The 26,879-nt window shown below is 40.4% G+C and carries 27 protein-coding genes; 6 read left to right on the top strand and 21 right to left on the bottom strand.

Annotated features, from left to right (window positions below):
- Positions 1 to 66 precede the first annotated feature (66 nt).
- From IGI69_RS07890 to IGI69_RS07875, 4 genes are all read left to right on the top strand, one after another.
- Complete coding sequence (locus IGI69_RS07890) at positions 67 to 960, top strand: MurR/RpiR family transcriptional regulator (RefSeq protein ID WP_010748330.1); 894 nt, start codon at positions 67 to 69, stop codon at positions 958 to 960.
- The gene (locus IGI69_RS07885) at positions 957 to 1,922 is read left to right on the top strand and encodes a Gfo/Idh/MocA family protein (RefSeq protein WP_118215221.1); all 966 of its coding nucleotides are present in this window, start codon (positions 957 to 959) and stop codon (positions 1,920 to 1,922) included. Before IGI69_RS07890 ends, IGI69_RS07885 begins: the two co-directional genes overlap by 4 nt.
- Before the next feature lie 159 nt (positions 1,923 to 2,081).
- Entirely contained in the window at positions 2,082 to 2,306 is a 225-nt protein-coding gene (locus tag IGI69_RS07880; protein WP_005226057.1) for a hypothetical protein, read from the top strand.
- A 177-nt stretch (positions 2,307 to 2,483) separates the two neighbouring features.
- Complete coding sequence (locus tag IGI69_RS07875) at positions 2,484 to 2,960, top strand: GNAT family N-acetyltransferase (protein WP_208788281.1); 477 nt, start codon at positions 2,484 to 2,486, stop codon at positions 2,958 to 2,960.
- A gap of 71 nt (positions 2,961 to 3,031) precedes the next feature.
- Here the strand turns inward: IGI69_RS07875 and IGI69_RS07870 are convergent, their stop codons facing one another.
- From IGI69_RS07870 to IGI69_RS07835, 8 genes are all read right to left on the bottom strand, one after another.
- Positions 3,032 to 4,075, bottom strand: a complete 1,044-nt coding sequence (locus tag IGI69_RS07870) for an AI-2E family transporter (RefSeq protein ID WP_081119471.1) — start codon at positions 4,073 to 4,075, stop codon at positions 3,032 to 3,034.
- A gap of 172 nt (positions 4,076 to 4,247) precedes the next feature.
- Positions 4,248 to 5,105 (bottom strand): triphosphoribosyl-dephospho-CoA synthase, encoded by an 858-nt coding sequence (locus IGI69_RS07865; RefSeq protein ID WP_438740329.1) that lies wholly within the window; start codon positions 5,103 to 5,105, stop codon positions 4,248 to 4,250.
- Between the two features lie 12 nt (positions 5,106 to 5,117).
- Complete coding sequence (locus IGI69_RS07860) at positions 5,118 to 6,203, bottom strand: acyltransferase family protein (RefSeq protein WP_438740327.1); 1,086 nt, start codon at positions 6,201 to 6,203, stop codon at positions 5,118 to 5,120.
- 24 nt (positions 6,204 to 6,227) lie between these two features.
- Positions 6,228 to 6,821 carry a malonate decarboxylase holo-ACP synthase gene (locus tag IGI69_RS07855; RefSeq protein WP_438740325.1) on the bottom strand — a complete coding sequence of 198 codons (594 nt, stop codon included), beginning with the start codon at positions 6,819 to 6,821 and terminating at the stop codon, positions 6,228 to 6,230.
- Positions 6,822 to 6,824: 3 nt separating this feature from the next.
- Complete coding sequence (gene mdcD, locus IGI69_RS07850) at positions 6,825 to 8,507, bottom strand: biotin-independent malonate decarboxylase subunit beta (protein WP_413135663.1); 1,683 nt, start codon at positions 8,505 to 8,507, stop codon at positions 6,825 to 6,827.
- Positions 8,497 to 8,796 (bottom strand): malonate decarboxylase subunit delta, encoded by a 300-nt coding sequence (locus IGI69_RS07845; RefSeq protein WP_221693066.1) that lies wholly within the window; start codon positions 8,794 to 8,796, stop codon positions 8,497 to 8,499. The genes mdcD and IGI69_RS07845 overlap by 11 nt, the downstream gene beginning before the upstream one ends.
- Positions 8,797 to 8,821: 25 nt before the next feature.
- A complete protein-coding gene (gene mdcA / locus IGI69_RS07840; protein WP_015509676.1) occupies positions 8,822 to 10,468 on the bottom strand; it encodes a malonate decarboxylase subunit alpha in 1,647 nt (548 codons plus the stop codon).
- Positions 10,469 to 10,473: 5 nt separating this feature from the next.
- Positions 10,474 to 11,388, bottom strand: a complete 915-nt coding sequence (locus IGI69_RS07835) for an ACP S-malonyltransferase (protein ID WP_010748321.1) — start codon at positions 11,386 to 11,388, stop codon at positions 10,474 to 10,476.
- A 117-nt stretch (positions 11,389 to 11,505) separates the two neighbouring features.
- Between IGI69_RS07835 and IGI69_RS07830 the strand changes: the two genes are divergently transcribed.
- Entirely contained in the window at positions 11,506 to 12,360 is an 855-nt protein-coding gene (locus tag IGI69_RS07830) for a LysR family transcriptional regulator (RefSeq protein WP_010748320.1), read from the top strand.
- Between the two features lie 222 nt (positions 12,361 to 12,582).
- Here the strand turns inward: IGI69_RS07830 and IGI69_RS07825 are convergent, their stop codons facing one another.
- The 4 genes from IGI69_RS07825 to IGI69_RS07810 form a co-directional block, all read right to left on the bottom strand.
- Positions 12,583 to 13,002, bottom strand: a complete 420-nt coding sequence (locus IGI69_RS07825) for a cupin domain-containing protein (RefSeq protein ID WP_438740322.1) — start codon at positions 13,000 to 13,002, stop codon at positions 12,583 to 12,585.
- The gene (locus tag IGI69_RS07820) at positions 13,003 to 13,347 is read right to left on the bottom strand and encodes a carboxymuconolactone decarboxylase family protein (RefSeq protein ID WP_005226045.1); all 345 of its coding nucleotides are present in this window, start codon (positions 13,345 to 13,347) and stop codon (positions 13,003 to 13,005) included.
- Positions 13,316 to 13,882: a flavodoxin gene (locus IGI69_RS07815; protein ID WP_438740320.1), complete on the bottom strand. Its 567-nt coding sequence runs from the start codon at positions 13,880 to 13,882 to the stop codon at positions 13,316 to 13,318. Before IGI69_RS07815 ends, IGI69_RS07820 begins: the two co-directional genes overlap by 32 nt.
- A gap of 166 nt (positions 13,883 to 14,048) precedes the next feature.
- On the bottom strand, positions 14,049 to 14,930 hold the full coding sequence (locus IGI69_RS07810; RefSeq protein ID WP_005226043.1) for a LysR family transcriptional regulator: 882 nt from the start codon (positions 14,928 to 14,930) through the stop codon (positions 14,049 to 14,051).
- Positions 14,931 to 15,219: 289 nt separating this feature from the next.
- Between IGI69_RS07810 and IGI69_RS07805 the strand changes: the two genes are divergently transcribed.
- Positions 15,220 to 15,408, top strand: a complete 189-nt coding sequence (locus tag IGI69_RS07805) for a hypothetical protein (protein ID WP_438740317.1) — start codon at positions 15,220 to 15,222, stop codon at positions 15,406 to 15,408.
- A 130-nt stretch (positions 15,409 to 15,538) separates the two neighbouring features.
- On the opposite strand, the gene IGI69_RS07800 is transcribed toward IGI69_RS07805, so the two are convergent.
- From IGI69_RS07800 to IGI69_RS07760, 9 genes are all read right to left on the bottom strand, one after another.
- Positions 15,539 to 18,856, bottom strand: a complete 3,318-nt coding sequence (locus tag IGI69_RS07800; protein WP_438740315.1) for a polysaccharide lyase family 8 super-sandwich domain-containing protein — start codon at positions 18,854 to 18,856, stop codon at positions 15,539 to 15,541.
- A gap of 127 nt (positions 18,857 to 18,983) precedes the next feature.
- Entirely contained in the window at positions 18,984 to 19,796 is an 813-nt protein-coding gene (locus IGI69_RS07795) for a PTS system mannose/fructose/sorbose family transporter subunit IID (RefSeq protein WP_086292358.1), read from the bottom strand.
- On the bottom strand, positions 19,786 to 20,580 hold the full coding sequence (locus tag IGI69_RS07790) for a PTS mannose/fructose/sorbose/N-acetylgalactosamine transporter subunit IIC (protein WP_016611815.1): 795 nt from the start codon (positions 20,578 to 20,580) through the stop codon (positions 19,786 to 19,788). The genes IGI69_RS07795 and IGI69_RS07790 overlap by 11 nt, the downstream gene beginning before the upstream one ends.
- 11 nt (positions 20,581 to 20,591) lie before the next feature.
- The gene (locus IGI69_RS07785) at positions 20,592 to 21,089 is read right to left on the bottom strand and encodes a PTS sugar transporter subunit IIB (RefSeq protein WP_142968415.1); all 498 of its coding nucleotides are present in this window, start codon (positions 21,087 to 21,089) and stop codon (positions 20,592 to 20,594) included.
- Positions 21,090 to 21,111: 22 nt separating this feature from the next.
- The gene (locus tag IGI69_RS07780; protein ID WP_438740311.1) at positions 21,112 to 22,299 is read right to left on the bottom strand and encodes a glycoside hydrolase family 88 protein; all 1,188 of its coding nucleotides are present in this window, start codon (positions 22,297 to 22,299) and stop codon (positions 21,112 to 21,114) included.
- A 157-nt stretch (positions 22,300 to 22,456) separates the two neighbouring features.
- Positions 22,457 to 23,218, bottom strand: coding sequence for a GntR family transcriptional regulator (locus IGI69_RS07775; protein WP_438740309.1), 762 nt, complete (start codon positions 23,216 to 23,218; stop codon positions 22,457 to 22,459).
- Between the two features lie 288 nt (positions 23,219 to 23,506).
- The gene (locus IGI69_RS07770) at positions 23,507 to 24,211 is read right to left on the bottom strand and encodes a flavodoxin (RefSeq protein WP_438740307.1); all 705 of its coding nucleotides are present in this window, start codon (positions 24,209 to 24,211) and stop codon (positions 23,507 to 23,509) included.
- A gap of 192 nt (positions 24,212 to 24,403) precedes the next feature.
- The gene (locus IGI69_RS07765; protein WP_438740305.1) at positions 24,404 to 25,345 is read right to left on the bottom strand and encodes an ABC transporter ATP-binding protein; all 942 of its coding nucleotides are present in this window, start codon (positions 25,343 to 25,345) and stop codon (positions 24,404 to 24,406) included.
- A 103-nt stretch (positions 25,346 to 25,448) separates the two neighbouring features.
- Positions 25,449 to 26,879, bottom strand: a complete 1,431-nt coding sequence (locus tag IGI69_RS07760; RefSeq protein ID WP_438740303.1) for an ATP-binding cassette domain-containing protein — start codon at positions 26,877 to 26,879, stop codon at positions 25,449 to 25,451.

Below are 26,879 nucleotides of genomic sequence, written 5' to 3'. Positions count from 1 at the left end.
CAAAAAGGTACAGTTTTTGCTTTTGGTTTTCTTTGTCCTAGGCTATGATTAGAAAGAGGTGGTTTGATGTTATTAGGAGATAAATTACGGCTTCAAGAAGGATTGACCAATACGGAGAAACGGATTGCCGATTATATTTTGCAAAATATCAATGATGTGCCTTCGTTGACGATTGAAGTCATCGCTAAGCATACATACACATCCCACTCTTCCGTCATTCGTCTAGCCAAAAAGATGGGGTATGAAGGATTTAAAAGTTTTCGCTTAGGTCTGGCTGAAATTGCCCATAATCAGATGTTCAACCCAACCTTTGTTGACGCGAATTTTCCCTTTTCGCCTAAGGATCAAACACCTGACATTTTGAAAAAAATGGCCGATCTAACGATCAACTCGATCCACAAAACCCATGCTCAGGTCGCTCCAGAAATGATGGAAGCAGTGGTGCAATCGTTGGAAGCTGCGCAACGGATTTTCTTATTTGCTCGCGGCGATTCTCAGATCCGGGCAAGAAGTTTTCAAAATAAGTTGGTCAAAATCAATAAGTATCTGATCGTTGCTGATGAATATGGGGATGATGCGTGGAATGCATCGAACGTCACGCAAAATGATTGTGCCGTGTTTATTACCTACCGTGGGAAAAATACGCAATACGAAAAAATCATGCAGCACTTTCGTGATGTCGGGGTACCAGTGATCGTGATTTCTGGAAACGCCCATGCGAAAATCATCCCATTAGCGACCCATGCGATCATCGCTTCTCATGATGAACGTGATTTTCTCAAAGTCGGCACCTTTTCTTCACAGGTCGCCTTTGAGTATATTTTAGATTCACTGTTTGCATTGCTGTATGCCAAAGAATACCAAAAAAATATTGTCGAGTTAAGAAAAAAACAAACTGTTTTGGAATCAGGGATTCTCTCAGAATACCCGTCAACTGAAGAAAAGAGGGAAATGAAATGATCAATTGGGGAATTATTGGTGCCGGAAATATCGCCAATCGCTTTGCTGCAAGTTTAGAAAATTTTCAAGACGCCCAGCTTTATGGGGTTGCTTGTCGTACGATGGAAAAAGCGCAAGCGTTTCAAGCAAAATTTCCGTGTGATGCCGTCTTTGATGACTACCAAAACCTATTAGATGATCCAACTATCGATGTCGTTTATATTGCTTTGCCACATTTGTATCATTATGAATGGATCATCAAAGCCTTTCAAGCGAAAAAAGCTGTTTTATGTGAAAAACCAGCAACCTTGACTGCACAAGAAATGCGCGATGTACAAAAACAAGCTCAAGCACACGAAGTCTTCTTTATGGAAGCCATGAAGCCACGCTTCACCCCAGCGTATCGCAAACTAAAAGAACTTGTGGATGGTGGTCATATCGGTGAGCTAACAAGTGTCACGACTACTTTTCGCCGCCATTTACCAGTCGAAGGCAGTTCTTACCATTATCTGCCAAAACAAGGGGGTGCTTTACTGGATATGGGGATCTATAACTTAGCCTTTATCCAAGATTTTTCACCAGAAAATTTAACTGCCGAAATGATCGATTACAGCCTGTATGAAACTGGGGTTGATACCTATGTTGAAGCACGCTTTGTCAGTGAAGACTTTGTTGCAGTGATTGAGACTGGATTTGACCAAACAAAAGAGACGGTGGCGGAGTTACAAGGAACAAAAGGGAAAATCACGATCCCCAACTTCCATCGCCCCGCTTCTTTTACCGTGACGATTGACCAAGAAGACACGGTCTATGATATTGGGTACGAGATCGATGATTTCCATTCGGAGATTCAAGCAGTTCATACCGCTCTTGCACAAGGACAACTCGAAAATCCCCTGATGTCCTTAACGGATAGTATTGCCTGTATCGCTTTAGCTGATGAACTAAGAAGCTTACTAGATGCGGAAAAAAAAGACAATTAAGATCATGCCCCATCGTTTTTGAATAGAACTGACCAGTGGTTGCCACTCGGTCAGTTTTTTGTATCAAAAATTGAGCGCTTTCTTTGACGGTATCGAAATGGTTATATTATATTTATTGAGTATATTTTTATGCAAACAGAAAAAGAAAGGAAAACGCTTATGACTCCAGAAATTATTACGTATCTTATTTGTTTATTGACCTTCGCTTATCTAGCTGTGACGGTTTTTACTTTTGTAAAAAATCGCCGGACAGGTGACGGCTATCGCCTCCGTATTTTTTACGTGTTGGCAGCAGCACTCGTCTTTTTGCTTTCCGTTTATGCAATCGCTACCGGTCAAACCTATGACGACTTAGTGACATCGATAAATGATCTTTTTCAATAAAACAACGACGGCACGAACCCCTGCGGATCTCTTCGTTTGTGAACCTGTGGTTGAGGGAAGGATCAAAACAGAAACGAGCCAATGAAAGACTGCTAATCGATGGCTTTTCCATCAGGATCTGCTAAGCCGAATCAATGTCTTTCAATAAATGATGTCTGATTTTTTATGGAGGTGTGCATGCTCATTCAGCTTAAAGAAGCGAAGCTTTCCGATCTGCTTTCAATCTACTTGATACAAAAAGCGGCCTTCAAACCACTCTTTCTCCGTTATCAAGACAAAGAAACTTCTCCCTATTTACAAAGTTTCGAGAAGCTAAACGCAAAGTTTTCGGCGTCGAATACCACTTATTATTTAATCATGACCGCTCAGAAAACCGTGGGCTTTATAAAACTGACGGTTGAGCAGGAACATACGACGAAGCTATCTTCCATCGCCCTTCTTCCCTCCTACGAGAACCGCGGGATTGGTAGACAAGCAATGACCTTGATTGAAAGGCTCGTTCAAACAGATACGTTACGTTTGAATACGATCCTGCAAGAACCTAAGCTGGTTCACTTTTATCACTCGTTAGGGTATTCAGCAACAGGGATGTTTCAAAGCCCCTCTTCAGCAATCTGCTTTGTCTCCTTTACGAAAAAAATTGCTGCGAAATAAAAAAGCCATCTCGCCTTTCATCGGCAGAGATGGTTTTTTCTATCAATTGCCATCCTTTATAGCAATCATTTTTATTGGTCCTGCAAGGTGTCATCGGTTTTTTTACGCAATCGCGGAATCTCTTTCACATTCATTAAATCTAAAAAGAAAGTGAACAATGGGATCCCGATGATCAAGCCCCACAAGCCAAAGAGATGTTCGCTTAGATACAGGAGAATAAACGTGTAAAACATCGGGATCTCTGTTTTATTGGCCATCAAGCGGGGATTTAAGATATACGATTCCAACGCATGAACAAACACTATGATCAATAGAATGTAGATCACATCATTAAATCCGCCGATGGAATAGGCTATAAACGTCAATGGGATACACGAGATGATCACACCAGCAACAGGAATCAAGCTGAGGAAGAAAATCATCAACGCCAAACTCAACAGCTGCGGAAAGCCCATCACCGCTAAGGCGAAGACAGTGATTGCTGTATTAACTAAGGCGATCACCAACTGCGTCTCAATCACATTTCCGAAAGCCCGCGTAAACTTAGCTCCTAAATAGTAAACATCTTCAAAGAACCACGCCCCTCGCCCTTGCAAAAACAACTGAGAAAACGCAACGGTCTTTTTGTTATCGATCATAAAGAAGAAACTAAGCAGAAATGAGATCAGCACCGTCAATGCCAGTTCACCGAAATTATACAGATAATTGATCACGACTAAAACGCCGCTTTGTAATTTCTGAATATATTCACTGGTTTGCAATAAATTTAAGACATATTCGATCAATTCATTATTGGAGTCTGTCCGTTGGTAGAAATCAGCAACGGAATTGACTAATTGGACGGATTGTTTGATGATGATGGGAACATAATTTGTTGCTACTAAATAAAGAATAAAGACAATCAGGCTGTAAGTCAGGATGCTCGTAAGCTTGATGGGCAGTCGGCTTTTTCGATGGAGCAAAAGAACCAGCCGATAAATCAGATACGTAAAGATAAAGGTCAGCAAAAGAATGGTCATCATACTGCGAAACAAAAAAAGAATGCCCGCAAGCATAAACAGGACCGTCCAGCGCCGCAACACAAGATTTTGAAGAAAAGCATTATAGTATTTCATCTGTAACTCCTTTATTCGTTGCAATGGAGCAACGAAGCATTTCAGTAGTGCCTAAGAATTATCTAATCATTAAACTATCCAAATAGCAAGAGATTTTATTTTTCTTAATCGAGCGAAAAAATGAAACAAAAAATCCTTAGAAGAATCGTTGCCTTTCTTCTAAGGAAAAGAGTTATTGGTAAACGGTCTTTCCTTCATTAACGGGTAAAACCGAGTTGATGGACAATAAAAAGAAGCTGGCAGCCAACAGATCAGCACTACCGCCGGGAGACACATTTTCTGACTGGCAGAAGGCTGCTAGTGCATGAAATGCTGGGTTCGGCAACGCTTGCTGATTGGCTTTTTGTGCGAGTTGCTGAACCAGTGCCAGTACCTCTTGATTGCTGCGGTATAAAATACACGTATCGTCCAGCGTAGCGATGATCGCCAACAGCATGTGGAGTCTTTTTTTGGTCTCATTGGAACAATCCCGAGAAAAGTAATCTACTAGAGCGATTTGAACATGAGGAAACCCAGCAGCAGCTTCCCCATACGCACCGAGATGTCCATATTTGGCTTGAACAGTTTTGCCATGACTTTCTGTTTGTTGAATCAGCGCACGATCAGGAAATGCAGTGAGAAGCTGGATGTCAGAAAAAACTTCTGGTAAAAAAATCCGCTGTTTGCGACTAAGTTGGCTGCTGACGGCGCTGATGAGCAAGCCTAATGCCCAGATGGCTCCTTTATGAGTGTTGATGCCACCAGTGGCTGCCAACATCGCCTGTTCTGCCTTCCGACCGATTGCAGCGATTGCTTCCCGCAACTCTTGAGACATGCTGCTTCCCCAAGACACCAAGGCCATTTCTTCAAAGTATGGCGTCAATGCTCGAGCTGATCGCAGAAAGAGTGCTTGATCCATATCGTGATGGGCACCTGAATCAATGGCATCCACTAACCCAGGTTTTGGGGACAATGTCACTTCTGCAATCAAGGCTTCTTCTACCAATTGGGCGAGTCGTCGACAATTTTCTTCTACAGCTAATGCAAACATCCAACTCCTCCTCTAGTTTTTGATTTGACCTTTGATCGTTACCCATAAAACATGCAAAACATAGCTTGTTAAAAAACCACAGCTGGCAGTTGCCAAATAAGCGACTATGATCATGATGCCCATTGGCAGTTGCAGCAACAAATCTTTGAAGCATAGCAACAAGACTTGAAAGACAAAAACATTGGCAAGATAGGTTCGATACGCATAAGTAGACAGCCACTTAAACGTCCCTAACTGTGGGGCATTGTTTTTGATCATGGTTGATCCAAACATAAAGACTGCAAAAATCAATACTAAGCTATATAGGCTTTGCAATGTATTTAAATACGGTGCATGAGCGAAACTTAGATCACCTGCATAATGTAGCAGATGATTGGCAGATAATAGCCCTAATGCTAAGCCCACTGGCAAGAAAGCGTAGCGAATCTTGTATAGGAAGCGATAGACGGTTTCGTGATAAATCAAAGCGGCTTCGCCATAGATCCCGTAGATCACAAAGCTAAAGACAAACCGATCCAATAAATACCAGCTTTCATGATGCGGTCCTTCAAAAACTTGGCGATCGTAAAACACATACCAAACGACATACAAAGCAGTTGCGACGATCAATACTGGCCAAACAGCTTTTTTCTTCGTCAACACTTTGTAGCCTAACCAGACAAAAAGCGGCATCAACAATTGGATCTGCAGCATCATGATCGTATACCACAAGTGTGGCGCCGCATCCCCCGTCACATATTTCAGTAAAAACGTTGCTGTGTCAGTATAAGGTTTTCCTTGTTGGACAGCGGGAAAGAGCCATAAATAAGCCGTCGTCCAAAGCACATATGGCACGACAAGTTCAAAAAACTTTTCTTTCAAAAATTCTAGATAAGACAGATGTTGACTAGTCTTAACCATGTTATAAACAATAGCAAAAATAAACAGGGGTGCGGTAAATTTCACCAAGACATAAAAGGTACCGATGAATGCTGCAGTCTTTTCATCTTGGGTATTGGATAAGGCAAAAGTCAAAATCGTTTGCATCATTACTGCTGTCACGGCAAATACTTTTTGGAAATCACTGATGTTGATTTTTAAATCGTTGTTCTCAAACATGTTTTTCGCTCACTTTTCTAATAATTACCAAATCTCAGTGGTGAGTTTTGGCCCTTCGTCTGTTTTTACTAAGATTTTTTTTGATGGATGTTCCAAATACTCCTTTAAGGCAAACCCGCCTTGTTTTGTGATAACTTGAACATCGATCTGTTGAAAAAAGGCTGCCTGCTTTTCCAATAGTTCCAGTGGCAGCTTTTCTTTCGTGTCGGCATAAAGCAACAGATCTAAATCACTGGTCGGCTTGATTGCTGCCTGTTTTGCAGCCAATTCAAAACCCAAGCTGCCACCGATTCCCCAAGAATAGTGCTTCAATAAAAGCCGTGCTTGTTGATAGCTGCGGTAAACTGGATAATTGGCTACTTCATTGAATCGAAAGCTCTCACGAGTGATCAATTCCCAAGGATGGATCGTTCGTTTGATCATGTTGCAGGGTGCCTCAAAGGCAAACCGTTCTTGCCGCTTTTCCCCGCGCAACCCCACTGGTAAATAGCTGGGGTTACGGGGTTTCCCACGACGGACGGTCGCAAAAAGCTGTTCTTTTTCAGAAAACCATTTGGGAATATCAATCATATCAAGAACTTCTTTATCTAATTGAACGATATCGTGGGCACTGTTCATTCGTTACTCATTCCATTCTGCATTCATTTTTTCAAATACGTTATTCGTTTCCAGCCGGCCGCTCTTTTTAGCGATCGGATTGGTGTAGCGACTGGTCAACATCGTGTCATTCGTTTTACGCACATCATCAATCGCCTCATTGATCGCTTCAATTACAGTCGCTTTGCTTTCAGAGGTGACAGACTGATCCGTAATGGAGGATAAGAAAGTGAAGATTGCCCCAAGTTTCGTATAATTTTTGATATCATAAGCAATACTCGGTACTTTTTCCGCCGCGGCTTCAATCGCGGCAATCGACCGTTTGGTGACTCGACTTGCACTTTCTTTTGACATTGCTTGAACAGTGATCTTTTCACTATTTAATGCGATCAGACGACTTGATTGCAAGCCATGCGCTAAGAAAGCCCCAGAGATCGCATTACCAGCGATAAAACCGATCACTGGATGACCCGCTTGGCGTAGTTTGGCATAAGCTGCCGCACTATTTGCTAAAGCTGCATGAATACCAATCAATTCTTCATTATAGCCATACGCTTGGCTAGGGACATCGATGACCGCAACGATTGGCCGTTTGATTGCTTTCTCTTTGTCTTCGTGATAAACAGTTTCTAACAGATGGCCCATCTCGTACCCTTCGACTAAACCAACTTCTCCATTGCGTACCCGATACATCGGATTATTTGGGTTTGGCACGATGGCTGTAACAACGACTTCTTCAGTAAAAAGGTCAGATGCAGCTGCATAGACTGTTGCACTAGTTGAGGTTGGGAACTGCAGATTCGTCAATGCTGAAAACCAATGATAACCGATACTGTCAGCAGCAGCTTCTTGGCCTTCTGTTACAGTAATAGGTGCCACTTCAGTTGCTTTATGCGCTGCAAGAGCCTTATTGTATGCCTCGATAGTCAGCGGCTTTGATAGATCAAGTTCGTTTAAAAGAGAAAGATAAAAACCACTTTTTTCGCTGCGATGACTGTCTTTCTTTTCAACCATCGCCGCAATCACAGCTTCTTGGATCGATTCGACACTGTCAGTCACTAGTTCATCGATCATTTGTGCTTCCAAACGTTGTTTGGCGCCAATGGTATTCCAAATCAAATCTTTATCACTGGAATCAAATTCTCTCACGCCAGCTTCTTGTTCGATGACTTCAGGACCGTTCAAACCGATACGGGCTTTCTTCGTCGCTATCAAGTAACTCATAAGTGCTGAGGTAATCGACATACCGCCAAAAGAACCCACCCGACCTGGCACTAAGCCAATCACTGGCACATACGATTTTATTGCAACGATCAAATTGCCGATTTCTGCGATCGACAATAAGCCGTAATTCGCTTCTTGGAGGCGTACCCCACCAGTATCGAGGATGATGATCGGTGTGATCGGATTGCCCTTTTGGTTTTCTTCCAACACATGCGTCAATGCAGCGATGATTTTAGCACCAGAAACTTCACCGATACCGCCACCTTGGAATTTCCCTTCCATAGCGATCACGACTACGTTTTCTCCAGAAATCGTTCCACGACACACAACGATCCCATCATCGCTTTGTGGCACGATGTCTTGAGCCACCAGATTGGGTGCGATCATTTGGTCGAATGGATCGATCAATTCACGACCGCTCTTGGCATCCAATAATGCGTGCACCCGTTCTCGAGCATTTAATTCTACAAAACTATTCTTCATCTGCTAGTTCCTCCATTGCTTGGGTTAATCGTAGGTAAACCACACCGGGAGTGGCGCCAAAGTCGTTGATCACTATTTGCGCACTGATTGGATAGCGCTCAAAAAAACGCGTCAAGACATTTTGCCACACATCGCCAAAGCCGTCACTTCCTGTACAAACTGAAACGGTGGTTCCTTGTTTGTCTGTTGGAAAAAGCAGAATTTCCAAGTCACCAGAACCCACCACGCCAACATGGACTTTTTTGGTGACTGGTTTCGTTGTTTGATACGTATAAGCTAATTTTTCCATCTCTTCTTCTCTCCTCTTGCTCTTATTAAGACCACGTTCTGAATTTCATTGGCGGTTCGTACAACCCATCGGACCATTCGATCAAATCATCAACGGTTTGAGCTGCTAGCAATGATCGTTTGGCATCACTGCGTTTGATCCCTAAGTCTTCTGGTAATTTCACGATCCCCGCTTTGCGAAGGGCATCCAGAGAAGCTTTTGTGCTGGTCATTCCTAGTGGGGTTACACCACCGATGGCTGCGATGGCTGCTTGTTTTTCCTCTTTTGAATTTGCTTTATAAAGATAAGCGATGCCTTCTTCTGTCACGATATGCGTCGTATCTTCGCTATAGATCATAATTGGGGCATTGGCTAAACCAGCTTGCTTTTGGACAGCCAACGCATCTAACGTTTCTACAAAAACAGGTTTTTTATTGGACCCATACGTTTCAACCATTTGAACGACTAATTTTTGTCCTTTTGCTAAAGGATCTGTTTCATCCCGCAAGGATTGCCAAGCTGGAGTCGAATGCCGACGGCCCCCCGGATTATGCCCCATATTTGGTGCACCACCAAACCCAGATAAGCGGCCTTTCGTCACTGTAGAAGAATTTCCTTGATAATCTAGTTGTAAGGTCGAACCGATAAACATATCGATGGCATATTGACCTGCAGTTTGTGATAATGCTCGATTGCTGCGCATCGTGCCGTCTTTTCCGACAAAGAATACATCGGGTCGAGCGGCAATATATTTTTCCATACCAACTTCCCCACCAAAACTGTGGATGCTTTCGACCCAACCAGATTCGATAGCTGGAATCATCGTTGGATGAGGATTCAAGACCCAGTTTTTCGCTACTTTTCCTTTGATTCCAAGCGTTTCTCCATAGGTTGGTAAAAGTAACTCGATCGCAGCGGTGTTAAAACCGATCCCATGATTCAACGATTGTACTTCATGTTCTGCATAGATTCCTTTTAATGCCATCATCGCCATCAAAATTTGTAATTCCGTAATGTTTTGCGGATCTCTCGTAAAGAGGGCTTCTAATTGATACGGTTGGTCTGCTACCACGACGACATCGATCCAATCGCTGGGAATGTCGACCCGCGGCAAACGATCGACCACTTCATTAACTTGAACGATCACAATCCCATCTTTAAAGGCTGCTGCTTCGACGATCGTTGGCGTTTCTTCCGTATTGTAACCTGTATAAAGATTTCCTTGGCGATCGGCTTTGTCCGCCGCCACAAGGACCACATTCGGAATCAAGTCGATAAATAAGCGACCATATAATTCCAAATACGTATGAATGTCCCCTAATTTCATAGTTTTGTCTTCAATCATTTGGGCAACGCGCGTACTTTGTGCGCCTGCATAAGAAAAATCGATTTTCGCTGCAATGCCTTTTTCAAATATCGTCAAATGTTCTGGACGGGAGATACTCGACATGATCATATGCAAATTATTGACTTTTTGAGCATCGACTTGTTCTAAGCTTTTTGATAGGAAGCTTGCTTGTTTTTGATTGTCGCCTTCAAGGACCACTTTGTCTCCCGGACGGATCAACTGTTCTAAGACTTCAATGATCGCTTCCGTTGGGACATATTTTCCATCGAGAAGATGCTCGATTTTTTTCATGGTTTGGGCCTTCTTTTCACGTTTACTTGCCCAGTTTCTTGCAGGTTTTTCCATTCTATTCATCTCCATTTTTGATATAGGAATAAAGCATCATCCAAGCCATGTTGATCCAAATTGATCACACGGATCGCTTTGTTTTCACCAAATTTTGCTTGGATCAGTTTTGTTAGGGTATTGCCAGGAGGAAATTCAAGAGCCAAATCAAGTCCTGCTTCGTAGGCAACATCCATGATCTTGTTCCACTGCACCGGATAAGCAATATTTTGCAGCAAATCTCGACGGATCTCTTCAGGGTTCATGGTCATCCGACCATCCGTATTTTTGAGGTACGGACAGATAGGCACATCAAGGAATACCGTGTTCATAAATGGCGCAAACCGTTTCACGGGTTCTGCCATCAACACACAATGGGACGGGACAGGCACTGCTAAAAGTTTGGCGGTTTGCGCATGATAATCTTTCGCTTGAGCTAGCGTCTTGCGCAAGCCTTTGATATGACCAGAGATCGTATGCTGCATGGGGCAATTTTCATTTGATAAATAGACGGGAGCAGCAGGATCAAATGTTTTTGCCACGAGCGCTTCTGCTTCACTTCTCGTTACACCAACCAGTACCCCCATGGCATAATCAGTCGGATAGGCTTCTTTCATCAATGTCGCCCGATGATAGACCAAGCTAGCGGCATTTTCGAAACTCAAGCTTTCACAAGCTAACGCAGCGGAAAAAGCGCCAATCGAATGCCCCGCCACAAGCTGAGGTTGCACACCAGATGCTTTCATCTGGTCCGTGTAAAAAGCCGCTTTTACTAAAAGGGCCAACTGAATAGAGACGGTATCTTGTTTGAGATCCCCCGATACAGGGTGTAAATCAAAGCCTGTCGCCTGTTCTAGCCGATGGAAATAACTGGCAGGCACGTCCTCAAGCATCTTGCTGGTCTGACTGCCTTGTCCTGGGTATAAGAAACCTGTACTCATGAAACACCTCCTAAACAATTTCTCTTTCCTGTGTCATAATAACGGAAGTTTGTTATAATAAAAAATACCAGTTTCGTGAATATCCATAACCAAAAGGTATGGAAAGAGGAGTATCTGATGAACCTTGATCATTTACGCTACTTTAAAAAAGTAGCCGAATCGAAAAATATTACCCAATCTGCACAAGAATTATACATCTCACAACCTGCCTTGAGCCGTGCCATGAAACACCTAGAAAGTGAACTAGGCGTTCCTTTGTTCTATCATGCCGGTCGGCATATCGAGTTGACGATGTATGCTGAAGAATTTTATCCCTATGTCGTTGAGACGTTAGCACGTTTCGACGAAGGAATGAGTGCGATCCAAGCCTTAAATGGAGAAATGGTCCCTGCAGTGACGATTTACTCTGAAGTCGCTTCTGTTTCCTTGCCCAACTTGGTGGCGACATTCGTTGAAAAGCACCCTGAGATCCAACTTTCGATCAAGCAGCACGGCAGTAAGGAGACCAACAAAGAACAAGCATTCTACATTACCTCTGAGCCAAAGAACGGCTTGACCAATCTGCCAATATTCACGGAACCCATCTTACTGGCGATCCCCAAAAAGCATCCCTTGGCAGAAAAAAAAGACTTGCAAGTTGCCGATATCCAACACGTGCCTTTGCTGATGCTGGTTGAAAACAGCCCGCTGCGTAGAACCATCGACGAAGCTTTTGAAGCAAAAAAAATCAGTTTGGCTATCGGTTCAACGACGGACGATCCGGCGACGTTGCGCTCCCTCATCAATCAAGGACTAGGAATCACGTTCTTTCCTAAAATTACTTGGGGCTATGAAGATGAGGCACCTTTCGTTTTACGTGAACTAGCAGATTTCCCCTTATCAAGGACGATCTATTTAGCATCAAGCTTTACTAAAGGTCATCCCATGACAAAACTAATTGCAAAAACGTTGATTGAATTTTATCTTGGCTAAACAAAAAGAAGCGTCCATTCGCACGTTAGCTGTGCAAGTGGACGCTTCTTTTTTCTCTCCTATTTACAAAGGTTGAATCATCGGCTCGACCGTACATTCATTCACATTGATCACATTGACCACTTCGATCTCTTTTGACTCGCCACACTATTGGCTGCCCCAGTCAGGTGAGACCCCATAAGATTTGTTACATGCCTTCCAGTACGGCTGCCTTATCATCGCTTATGCATCAGGCAATTGATCGTATTCTTCATCACTAACTGCTTCTAACCATTCTGAAGCACCAGCAGTAATCGCGACATGGGCAAACCAACTATTTTTTGATGCACCATGCCAATGTTTGACCCCTTCCTTGATGACTACGACATCACCAACAGTAAGTTTTTGCGGTTTCTTGCCTGCTTCTTGGTACCAGCCTTCTCCTGAAGTCACCAACAACAATTGATACCCACCATCAATATGCCGATGCCAATTGTTGCGGCAACCTGGTTCAAAAGTCACATTGCCAACGTTGACTGGAATCGCTGGATCAGCTACTAAAGGATTCAAGTAACTCTGACCGCTAAAATATTGTGCATAGGCGTCATTTGTATTGCCTAATGAAAAGATTCCAGCTCCTTTTGCTGCATCGAGTTCTGACATTTATTTTTCCTCCAATTCAGCTAGCTCTTCTTGATAAACCGTTTTGGCGATGTTAAAAGCAGACCAAGCTTTGGGCCAGCCAACATAGAAAGCCAGATGAGTGATTACTTCTGCAATTTCCTCTACAGTGATCCCGTTTTCCTTGCCAATCGTCAGATGGGCAGTCAATTGTTCAAAATTGCCACCCGAAATCAAGGCAGATATCGTTAATAAACTTCTTGTATGAGGAGCCAATTCTTCCTCACGTGACCAAACTTCACCAAATAACACATCATCATTTAATTGCGCAAATTTCGGCGCAAATGTCCCTAGATTATCTCTTCCTGCAGTTTGTTTCTTTACCATATCGATCGACTCCTTCTTCTATTGTGATAAAATGCTGGCTCACCCAATTTTGAATGGCAGTATCCGCCTTATTCACTCGTGAACCACGGATGGCTAATCCAGGATAAATGAGGGCTTCAGGACAAGTTTTTTTAAAGTCTTCTAGGCTATTGCCGAATCCTGAGCCTTCATGAGTACAAAAGGGAAAAATAATCTTCCCATCGAAATGATTGTCTTTTAAAAAACTCGCCACGATCATCGGATAGGTCCCCCACCAGTTGGGAAATCCAACAAATAGTATCCGTTCTTTAAAAAACGCAGACGGTACTGTTTGATAGCGGGGAAAATCATTAGCAGCTTTTTCTTTTTTTGCATGTTCGACCATCGCCCGATAACTTTCAGGATAAGGTTCCACAGGGTCAAGAGTATAAAGGGGGCATTGCAGCTGCTCTGACAGCTTCTCTGCTAGAATCTGCGTATTTCCTATGCCCAGTTTTTTGAGCTGTCCCTCAATCAGATTTTCACCAGCTCGTGAACAAACAAGTATTGCCGCCATTGTGTCACCTCCTACTCTTTGTTTCCTGATAGATTTAATGGTAAGCCAATCGAGTTGGATTGGCTAATGCTTTTTCACACAAGACCTTATGCTTACAAAGCATAGCTGGTTTCGATATACAAAAAAGAAGCGGATATCACCGCTTCTTTTGATGTTTACACTGAGACTATTGAAAGGAATCGCGAAATCGTCGAATAAACTCGATAACGACTGGAGACAGTACACGATTCTTTTTCCAAACCAATACACAGCTGGTCTCGATTTGTGGTACTAAAGGCAGAAACTTGATTGCCTCATTCCTTCGCTGACCAACAGCGCCACTAACAGTCAGTGCCGAACCAACATGGTTTTCTACTAAGGAAAAGACATTGAATATTAAATTGTAGGTACCCACGATCGGCAACTCTTCCACTGGTGTCTTCGACCATTGGCTGAACATTTGCTGTACTTCTGGACGCTTGGAGATCAATAAAGGCACACCTTTGATGTCTTCGGGTGTAATTTCTTCTTTATGCGCAAGAAAAGAATCAGCCGAAGTCAAAAAGCCCCATGTTTCTTTTCGTGGTAGAACGATTTTTTCATACTTCTCGATTTCAATCGGTTCGATCAAGATCGCTAGATCCAACAAGCCTTTCTCTAGACGATCGCTGATATCATCTCCGGTACCACTATGAATATGAAAGCGAACATCCGGATAATCATTGATAAATTCTTCCAACATCAAGGAAAGCGTATCGGAATTATCTGCTTCCACACAACCAATCGTGAAGTGACCGCTAAATAAATGTTTTTTACGATCTTCAAACGCTTGCATTGTCTGGTCTGTCAAACTCAAAATCTCTTCCGCACGGCTTTTAAAAAAACGCCCCGCTTCCGTTAAAACCATTTTACGATTATCACGAGTGAATAGTGCCGTCCCTAACTCGTCTTCTAATTCTTTTAATTGTCGACTCAATGTCGGTTGTGTGATGTGGAGCACTTCTGCAGCTTGAGAAATCGTCCCTTCCTCCGCAATCGTGTAGAAATATTTTAATAACCGAATTTCCACAAAATCTCCTCCTCATTTTTTTCTTTTGCATTCAAGGTGTTCGAAACAAAAGAGAACCACCCTCTCCAGTCTCCTTTTCAAGTCTTATGATAACAAAGAATCACTGTTCCAGCGAATCTAGCTAAAAAATCGTAGGAAATTGCAGAATTGTAAAAAGATTCGTCAACAACATGTAAAAACTGTTCGCTTAAACGAACAGTTTTGTCAGCTGCTTGCTTTTTTCGGCTTTTGGCGTAGGATGTATGAGTATCTTGGTATGAGTCCTCATACAATGATTTGGAGGAATATGATGTTAAATTTATCAATTTTTTTATTTTGTGTAGCGATCGCTTTACTCGGACTTGGAGTATTCATCTTTAGAGTGCGTGCGTTGCTGAACAAACGTCCGTGGAATGGTCCTGTATTGCCATTGTCGGTTATTGGTGTGATTCTTTTGGCAATTTCTCTTGTCATGATTTATCTTTCTTATCCGAAATAAGAATATTTTTCGAAAAAACTAAAAGAAATCCAGTTTTAATTGTTAATTGACAAAAAAGGACTGGCAATACAGTCCTTCTATGAAGAAAGCTAAGTTTGAAAAGAGATTATACAATCATCAATTGTTTTCTTTAATCTTTGTTAAATAAAATCTGGCTATTTTGTCCGTTTGAATCGGTTGTATCAATTTCAATCTCCCAATAATACATTCCATCTAGAGAAGTGACTTTTTTCGCTGAAATATTACTATCTGCTTCTTTAATACGATAACCATCGTCTTTGAGATGAATCAGATCCTTTTGAGCACGCTTCATTGTAGGATCTGAATGTGAAAGTATAATCATTTCATCGCTGTCCACTCGTGTAAGTGCCATTGGGGTTTGAAATTTCATATCAAGGATTTCGACTTCGGTCTCATTGTAGACATTAATACCAATTACATTATTTGACTGTACTGCATGAATGTTTTTATCATTGCGCAATATTTTAGCAGGTTCAATTTTTTCGAATTCAGTTCTGTCCCTATTAGGATAGATAGCATAGTTGTACCCATCTTCTTGATGGGTATGCGTTTTCCACATTGTAAAGTAGCTTCTCGTAATCGGGTCAATGCTCCCTGATCCATTGATCCGATTCCAACTATCTGTACGTTCTTCAATCATCAAAGTCAAATCTTGAGGGTTGATAAATTTATATCCGATAGATTGTTGCGGATCAGAAGCCTCCAAATAAACACTTTCAACATTAGAAAAGCTTTGTTGTCCATTTGATAAATCAATCTGTTCATTATTCACAAATAATCTGTAATCAATCGTCTCATTTAGCTTTCTGTTCTCTATAACTGTTTCAATGATACGGTCATTTTGAAAGTTTATATTACTTCCGATAGCAACAAGCTCGTCACCAAGGATGAACCATGACTTTTGAGCTGTCAACGTTCTTTCATAATTGATAAAATCCATGACAAAACTACCATAACGATCATCAACAGTGGAACCTCCCACGAAGTCTGTTTCCGCTACACTATAACCGCTTTGATCAAGTCGAATTTGCTTATCCACAGTAATGCCTGGCAATCTATAGGGATCAACTGTCGCCCAAAAGTCTTGATTAAATTGATTTAGATCATCATTATATAGATAAAGCATTCCATCGCCCGTATGCCATCCTTGAAGGTTTTCATTATTCATTGTTTCATATCGTTTGATTCTACTAGAGGACATACTTAACCCAAAACTAAAATCAAAATCTTTATTAAAATAGGTCATTCGATCCATATTCGCAAAATTTGTAAGTTTTGTTGTGTAAGGACTATCGGAGGCTATATCAGGATTAGATAATATTGTTTTTGCTAGTGAAATATCTCTAAAGCTTGATAAACTATTTAAGTAGTCAAAATTCGCACTATTTGCCTCTATCCAATGCTTAGCAAAATGAAAATATCTTTCGCTGTTCGATAGTTCTGGAATACTCGCAAAACGAATCATCGCTTTTGTCATTTCAGCTCCAGCAACATTGCTCTCCATTTGGCTCCTTGAGATAGCTCTTCCTCTGACCATATCCATCATATTTCCTTTATACATGAACGGGACGATTGATTCTTGAATCCAGAAATCTATCACTTTAACTATACTATCATCTGGAAAACAGTCTGTTGACTGAGTCATTGTGAATATCTGTGAGATACCATCAAGAAGAACATTTCCATATGAACCAATATAAGGAACGTTGTCATGTTGTAAAAACGAACCATCAGTATAAAAGCCATCACCCTCGGTTACAAAAGGATAAACTTTTTCTAATGCGCTTATCGCTTCACTAACACCAGAATCCTTTTCTTCCAAGATGCTTTTAATTAGTATTATTCGGGTGTTATCCACTTGATTAGCTCCAGTTGCTTCAAGTGCAAGTTCTGGATTTACACTATACCTATTATAATTGACGTCTGGCAAAAAGCGGTCAATCGGTCTTAAAAAATCGCCAATCTGTTCTTGTGATAAAAAAGGATGTAAAGTAGTAACCAAGTCATTGATAGCTCGAGGAACACCAATTTCCCAATCCCACCAGTTCCCGTGCGTTTGGACGGAAAGATTATACTTATAAGAGTACATCCAGTCTAATCCTGAAAAAATATCCTCTAATAATTTTCTGTTGAGGTAGTTTTCCGAATGTGGATTCGTTGCTGACAGGGCTAAGGTAGTTAAATTTCTAAAACTTCTTGTCAAATTAGCTGATGATGTCAATTCAGATTGTTCATCCCACAAATCCTCTTTATCTTCATCTTTATTCAATGTTTCCCATAATAGGTTGGCTGTTCTATCCATTGATCTTTGCTTATCAATCATTAACGAATCATCAGAATCAAAATAGTTAGCTCCAAGAATCATTTCGTGCCACTTTGTTCTCATGTCATCAAATTTGTTGTGGTCACCTTTATCAATCGATACATTAACGAGAACGATCAGCTCACCACTTTTATTGGTTATTTTTATTCGTGTTGTTCCCTCCTTTTTAGGCAGAATAATCCCATCAAAGACCTCTAATAAATCTTGGTTTTCCACAAAAACGTCTAATTCTTCAAGTGGTTGGAAGAGAGGTATGATATGCATTTGATCTAATGTAAGATGTACATTGTCATGTCTATCTTTTGTAACAAAAATGGGGATACTTACTTGAATAGTCTCATTTTTATCGCTAATAATGATCTCACTGGTCCCTGATGCTACACCAGTAACATACCCCCGCTCATTTACTTGAGCTACCTTTGGATCACTTGAAGAAAAAGATAGGTTTTTCCGAGGGAAATCTTCGGGGTAAGTTTTAAGCTCGATTAACTGGCGTTCACCAATTTGCAAATGCAGCTCTTCTTGAGAAATGATAATCTCTTGTATTTCTTCATATATGCGATCATACAAACGTGCATTTCTGTATTCAATCAATCCCGAGGTATTATCAAAAAAAAGCTCCAATTTTACTTGTTCCGTATCTGCTCCAGTCGTAAAAGTAACTGCAAGGCTTTCCCATCCCGAAGTTCCTGAAACAGCTTCACTTGAGTAAAGAGATATTTGAGTTCCATTTTCCATGTACTGAACCCTTATTCTTCCACCAAGTACATTAGAAATATCTGTTGTTTTCACCTCGACAATTGCGCGATATTCTGTATTTGGAAGAACAGGTATACCTTCTTGAAAAACTGCTGCACGACTGACTTGATTGGAAGAAATTTCAATGCTATTTTCTTCTGTTACTCTCACTTTTGGACGGATATCTGAAGGGAACCAAAGGCGCCAGTGATCTGCTCCAATTGAATCATGCCACCCATTCGTATTCTCAGATTGTTGTGAAAAGTCCCCGTTCAATAATAAATTATGTTCAATCGTTGTGCTGTGAACAGTGATTGGTAGTATAAACAAATGGGTCAGAAACAGAAATAAAGCAAGTATTTTCATATTTTTCCTTTCTGCATTAGGCGGAGGCTTCTTGTCATCATATACATAAAGAAACTGTCATTGAATTGAATAAAAACCGAATAACTATAAAATTGATAGAACTATGGTCTAATAACTACATGAACAGTCATCCAAGGATACCTGACAGCGACCCTAAAATACCCAAAACAAACAACAAAATGAGTAACTTATAAACATTCCAATTTTTCTTTTTAATTAGATAATAAACCATGATCGTTACTAATCCAGGTAAGAGCCGAGGTAAAATCTGGTCAAAAACTGTTTGGAGCGCTACTACTTGTTGTTCGCCTTCGATCGTCGTTGCATACTCTATAGCCATTTCAGCTTTTACAAAGCTGACCGCTAAACCAGAGATAACTGTGACACCAACAATATTCGCTGCCCGAGAGATTTGGTTGATTTTTTGGCTGAGCATTTCAATTGCACTTGTGCCCATTCGATAACCCAACCAGCCTAAAAGACACTTAAGAAACAGATTAAAGCCAATCATACAAACCAAAAACATGATTGGGCTAGCAGTAATACCCGCAATCGCCATGCTAGCAAAAATCGTTGAAAATAACGGTGCTACACCAAATTGAGATATCGCATCCCCAATTCCTGCCAAGGGACCCATTAATGCCATTTTTATACTTCTAATTTTTGATACATCTTCCCCGTGATCAAGCATTGCTAATTGTAAGCTAGTAACAAAGGGGACTGTCTGAGGATTGACATTATAAAATTCCAAGTTATCAATAGTGGCTTTTTTTAATGCTTCCTGATCATCTTTATAGATCTTTTTTAATCCCGGAAAAATAATATTTGCATAACCCGTTCCTTGATACGTGTTATAGTTGAAGCCATTTTGGAGAAAGTATGAGCGCATAGTTGCTATAAAATAATCGTTTTTCGTTAGTTTTTGTTCTTTAGATTCCATCTTCTTCGATTCCTCCTTGTTGAGCGAAAGTCATTGAAAGTTCTTGTCTTTTTTCTTGATTATAGTAATCGATCATTGCAAATACTGCTCCTACTAATGCAATCGCCATAACAGGTAAATCTAAATATGCAATACAAATGTAGCCTAAGATCACGTAAGGAATAACGTCTTTGGAAACCATGACCGATAGAATCATTGCAAAACCGATTGCGGGTAGTAAGCCTCCAGCAACAGTCAGTGCTTGAACCAATTCATTCGGAATCATTTCGACAAATTTTCTAAGAGGCTCCATACTTAAAGCAGAAAGTAATGCAATAAAGAATCCCACAAAGAAAAAACTAATGAAAGTTGTATGTGCAAACCATTTAAAGCGTTTGAAACGGCCATTTTCTACCGCAACTCTTGCAGCTTCGGATGAACCAGCACATACTGTATAAATGAGTGTCTGGCAAATTTGAAATAATACTGCAAATGGATAAGATAATGCCAAGGCACTTTCAGGTGTGACCCCTTGATCTTTTAAAGTTATCGCCATTATGGTCCCCACCACTCCTGGACCTAAAGGATTAGGTGGGACCGTTCCCCCAGCGCCAACGCCAAATCCCATAAAAGCAAGTTCACCAATGGCACCCATCATTAATCCAGTTTGAACATCACCAAGAATCAACCCTACAAAAAAGGAAAGGACAATGCAACGATTTGTAAAAATGCCTAGCAATAGACCCGAATAACAAACGCCTGCCATAAGTGCCAGTAAAAAAGCTTGCATAATTGATATATTCATTTTATTCTCTCCTATTCGTTTTCAAGATGAGACATGAGTTGTTTCAATGAATCAACGTCTGGAGCCATCGGCGAGGTACGGGTATCAAACTTGATTTGGAATGCATCCTTTAATTCTTTTAACGCTCTTTTATCTTCTTCACCGATAAAAATATAGTTGGATATTTTCGTTTTTCCTACTGCATTGTGAATGTTCCCAACATTGATTTGTTCTATTGGTACACCTCCTTTGACAAGTGCCAGTGCATCCTGTGGATTAGCCACAACGATAAAAATCATTTGCTTAGGCGAGGCTTTATGAATGATTTCGCATGTTTGTTGAATCGTGAAAAATCGCATACTCACATTTTGTGCCACTGCTTTCATTAATTGTTGTTGAAATGGATCATTTGCGGCTTGATCGTTAGCTACGATACATAAGTTGACACCCAATGATTTGATCCACATTTGACCTTGACCATGTATCAAGCGTTCATCAATTCGTGTCATTTTAATATTTGGTTTTGCCATTTGATTCCCTCCTTTAGTCTTTTTACCAAAATAATTGCCAGTTTTTTTTATGTCTTACCAGTGCTTCCATATAGAAGTAATCCCCCCAAATATTCCCTTCATTCACACCCTTTCCGGAATGCCAGGAATAGACCCCTTCATTGATGAGCGCTACAGCTCCTGTGCCCTTTTTTTCTGTGTAACGGTTCATTAAGTTTCTTAGCATAACTTGTTGGATGTTGTGATACATTTTTTTCATAGGATGGTTATCCGCTAGATATTTTTCCATTTCATTCATCCCACAAAGGGTTATTGCATTAGCAGAGGTATCCCGAGGTTGATCAGATCCCTCTTCAAAAACCAAATCCCAATAACAGATTAGATCACTAGGCAAACGATTTAAGAAGTAATTCGTTACAGCTTCATAAAGTTTTACATTTTCCTCCTTTCTACAATAATGCTGATTTAATGCTATTCCATAAATCAACCAACTTTGGCCGCGTGCCCAACTGGAGTCGTCAGAGAATCCTTGCTTCGTTTTACCATATAGGGGCTGACCTGTTGTGGGATCGAAATAATAAGTATGAAATGCTGAAGCATTTTCTCGAATCGCATATTTAATGGTGGTCTCATAATGTTTCTCTGCCACAGCTTTATAGATATCGTCACCAGTCTCCTCATATGACCAATGCAATAATGGTAGATTTAAGAGACAGTCAACAATTAAACGAAATTCATTAGAGTCATCCAAATCTCCCCAAGCTTGTATAAATTTCCCTTTATTTCGAAATCGCTCAACGAGTTTGTCAGCTGCGCTAATGGAAAGTTCTCTAGCTTGGGAGTTGCCTGTGATTTTGTAACAACTGACACACGAAAGAGTATAAAGAAAACCTAGATCATGATGATTGATTTCTATATTTTGAGACAATCTTCTGGAAAAGCTTTCCATATGCTTTTCTGCTAAATCCTTATACTTATTTTCCCTGGTAATATCATATGCGAGCCATAAAATGCCTGTCCAAAAAGCCGTCGTCCATTCTGTGTTATCAATAACTTGGTAATTTTGGTTTTTAGTGGCAGGTGCAGGAAATTTCTCTCCAAATATAGCCATATTTTGATCAATTTTCTGTAAACACTGATTAATCGCTTGATCAATTTCTTTCGTACTTAATTCTAATACTTCTAGTTTTTGATAATTATTCTTTAAAGGTTCAATTCTTTTAGAAAGCATGTTTTTCCTCCATTCGCAACTTATAGCGTTAACGTGTTATCTGGATGCAGTATACAATATTCTCGCTTTCTACGCAAGCGTTTTCAAGTTTTTTTGCTTTAATGGAATAAAAAAAGCACATAACGTCAGTTATATGCTTTTGAAATATAGTTGTTAACTAATTAATAATATCAATACTATAGTAATCAGGATGAATAAATGCCTGATCATATTCAATAGCATTTTCAAAACGATCATAAACAATTCGATTCCTCACAAACAAAGCTGCTGGTCGATTATTCTTAAAATAGCTTTTCATTATTTTCTGATCTTTCTCTGATAAATTATCTATGATCGATTCAAAGTCAGATACAGAGATTGTCATTTTCTCTGATTCTGGTATTTGGTTTAAATCTTCTAGCACTTTAGTAAATGACAACCCCTTTTTCAGCTGAGCGATTGGAATATCAGTCGGTCCAGTGATATGTGCATATCTAAATTGAAGTTTCCACGGCTTATTATTAATAAATGCAACTTGACTTAGTTTTAAAAACGGTACCCTTGTTTCTTCAAACGAAGGAGCATGTAAAATCTTTGCTATATCTGAATTCGTTATTTGTTGAATGAGATCTACCGCTTCCACGACAGTCTTTTCAGATATTGGTTCTTTTTTATCATTAGTCAAGGGGCGTGTATTTTCACTAAAGAAAACACGTTTATTTAGAATGTTTTTTCGTACAAATGTTCCTTCGCCTTGTCTCCGAATGAGATAACCTTGTGCAACCAGATCATTCATCACTTTGATGACGGTTGTATTACTTACCCCATATTTTGCTTTCAAGTCTCCCTCTGAATAGATACGGTCCCCCGGTTTAAATTTACCAGCTTCAATATCTCGAAGAATATCTTGTTTGATTTTTTCATATTTTAATACAGCCACTTTTAGTCCCCCTAAAACAATCTTTATGTACGCAATTTTAGCTAAATGGAATAATATTTAATTTACCTAAATTAAGACAGCAATTGATTAAAAATTTTTATTGAATCGACGAGTATTATAGCTGAAAATAAGGTTCTTTGCTTTTACGCTAAATCATTAGATTAATCATATCATATATCTCAAATAGACGTCTAACAGTCTCATAGAAAAATAAAACAAAGAAGAAGCCTTTAAACAAGGCCCCCTCTATAATTAAAGAAATTCTTTTATTCTTTATTGCTGCTCTTTTTATAATCCCATCTGATTTAGCCACTCTAATACTTCAGGTTCAGCGTCTTCAACACTTCCCGCTCTTGCTGCAAAGCCTTCAAGAATGTCATACGCTGGATACAACGATTGAAGTTCGTTTTGACTATTGGTCAGTCCACTTCCCCCATGGGTTGCAAAAGGAATGATTTGTTTATCCGTAAGATCATAGGTTTCAAGAAATGTTAAAACGGCTCTTGGGGCACGGTTCCACCAAACGGGAAAGCCGATAAAGAGAACATCCACTTCAGTCATTTGGGCAACGTCAGCCTTCAACGTTGGTCGGGCATCTTCTTCCACCTCTCTAGTCGCTAAAGCTGTATGTTCATCGTAAACGTTAGGGTAACCTACTTCTGTTTGAATCGAGAACAACGCACCGCCGGTCTGTTCAGCGATCATTTCTGCTAGCACCTGGACATCTCCTACTAAGGTGTCATCGATTACATTAAAACTACTTCCAGAAACTGCTTCGACCGCTGGTTCATGCTCTAAATTTTCTGGTCTTGTGAAGTAGGCGATCAAAATATCGGCCTCCCCATCAATCCCTGTTTCTCTCATTTGTTGCGTAACGGTGTCACTAGTACTTGTTTCCGTTGTACCGATGTCTGGCTCGTCATTCATTGAATCACTGCTGCATCCTGCTAGAAAAATCATTGTCAGAAAAAGTCCTTTTGTCCATTTGTTCATTGAATTGCTCCTTTCTTTTCCCATCAAAAATGGTAGTTCCAGTATAATTCTTGAAGTGGACTTTAAGGCAAGGCTCTTGAGCAAACCTTCCCCCATTTTTTACATCTTTCTCACAACTTCCTCACAAAAAAATTTCCTTCCCAGCATACTGAAAAAAGCCGTAAACAAAGCTTCGTTTTACGACTTTTTCGTTTAGTTATCGATTTTTCTCAAACTGGCAGCGACAAAATGATTTGTTCCTACCTGAACCCAATCCGGGTCCGCTGTTTCATCTGTTTTAAATGTGGTGAAATCAAAGACATTGTTTTCCTTACTGTAAAAGTCATCAGGCGCTGTTTTCTTGTTTCGAATGTCGGTTCTTAAAAATGCAGCAAGTAAGCGCCTTGTGTACGGATGGTAAGCATTTTTGAAGATCTCATTGATTGGGGCACTCTCGACGATTTTTCCCCCATGCATCACGATCACATCATCGGCCATTTTACTAATGACACCCAAATCATGGGTAATAAACAAAATACTTGTATCCAGCTTGTCTTTTAACTCATTCATTAACTTAAGGATTTCTGCTTGGATGATCACATCGAGTGCGGTAGTCGGTTCATCGGCAATCAATAGCTTCGGATTGCAGGCTAATGCCATTGCGATCATTACCCGCTGACTCATTCCTCCAGATAACTGATGAGGATATTGCTTGGCTACTCGTTTAGGATCTGTGATCTTGACAGCTTCTAACAGCTCATATGCCCGTAAAGTCGCCGTCTTATTGTCGACGTGCTGATGAAGTTTCAAGGCTTCTGTCAGTTGTGCTTTGATTGTAAATACCGGATTCAAACTTGTCATAGGCTCTTGAAAGATCATTGAAATATCATTTCCGCGAATTTTCAAAAGCTCTTTTTTGCTTAATTCGAGGATATTTTTTCCATCAAAACGGATCTGCCCTTCCGCTATATATTGATTTCGCTGAAAAAGTTGAAGGATCGACATGGCTGTTTGACTTTTGCCACTCCCACTTTCTCCAACAATTCCTAATGTCTTCCCTCTTTTTAATGAAAAAGTAACGCCTTTGACGGCTTTGATAGTGCCCCGTTTCGTATCAAAATACGTATGAAGATTATCAACTTCTAGTAAATCCATCTGGACCTCCTTTTGATTTTTTTCCATTAAACCAATCGTATCATGCTTATGGTTCGATTGATTGACTCATCAACCATGTTTCAATTCCTATGTTCTAAAAAAACTATTTTCGCGTACACTTCACAAAATGATTAGGCTCGACTTCTACCCAATCTGGATCAGCATCAGTTTCTTTTGAATAGTTGAATGCCAAATCAGGATGGGTTTCATCAAGAGCCCATGGGCGATACTCTTCGTCTAGCGTTGGAATGGCATTTAATAATTGCCGTGTGTACGGATGGATCGGGTTAGAAAAAATCGTCTCAGCTGAAGCTAATTCTACAAGATGCCCAAAATACATCACACCGATCCGATCAGAAATAAATTTTACGACTCCAAGATCATGGGTGATAAACAAGTAAGTCAAATTGAGTTCTTCCCGCAAATCATGAAGCAAATTGATGATCTGTGACTGAATCGAAACATCTAACGCTGAAACAGCTTCATCGCAAACAATGAATTTGGGCTTTAAAGCTAAGGCACGAGCAATCCCGATTCGTTGTCGTTGTCCACCAGAAAATTGATGCGGATAGCGATGAATAAATTCTTTCTTTAACCCGCATTTTTCCATGATATCAAGAATATAGGTTTCATAGTTTGGGTCCTTTTTACTAGCAAAAAATTTGTGTATCAACAAACCTTCTCCAATAATATCACCCACTGTTAACCGTGGATCTAGTGAGGAGTAAGGGTCCTGAAAGATAATTTGCAGGTCTTTTCGTAAAACTCTTGATTCCTTTTGAGTCAAAGCAGCTAGATCGATGCCAGAATCAAGCTGCTCTTCGTAGTATGAAAAGTCTTTTTTGTTCATGACTTCATTTTTTAGTTGTGCGACTTGCTTATCAATAGCTGCTAAATCATTTTGTTGTTCAGCGATCGTTTTTTCCAAGTTCATGAGCTCTGTTTGATCCACTGCCCCATTCATCGCTTGTTTTTGCTGATTAAATGTTAACGCTCGCTTGCTAGCGGCGACTTTTGCTGCAGCTTCGTAACGAGACGAAAGAAGCTTACTGACCTTTTGTAGATCATCATGCAAAATCAAGCCTCCGACTAATCGTAGGGTATTGCCATATTCATTTTCAAAAGCGATTTTCTTTAGACGCAACCGTTCCGTTGTTGCCTCTACTTCAGCAGCTGAATCGATAGCGAGTTTTGATTCGATCGACTGGAGCTCATTGACAGAATCAGTAAACTGTTTCATCTTTTGTGGCAGTTGTTGATAGACTTTTTTTACGTAACGAGGCATGAAATCTTCGATCGTCTCTCCATAGTAAAGGGTCGAGCCTCCGGTTTGTCGCTGGAGCTGAATAATCGTGCGTCCAAAGGTCGATTTTCCACAGCCACTTTCACCGACGATGCCTAATGTTTCTCCTTCATATATATCGATCGTAAGATCTTTATTTGCTTTCACATAGTCTTGTCCCACCCCAAAAAAGTTTTTCTTCTTCACAGGAAAATACTTTTGTAGATTCTTGACGCGCATGATCGTGTCCAT

It is taken from the genome of Enterococcus sp. DIV1083b (assembly GCF_051713705.1).
GTDB lineage: Bacteria > Bacillota > Bacilli > Lactobacillales > Enterococcaceae > Enterococcus_D > Enterococcus_D casseliflavus.
This window is presented reverse-complemented; position numbering and strand designations above follow the sequence as displayed.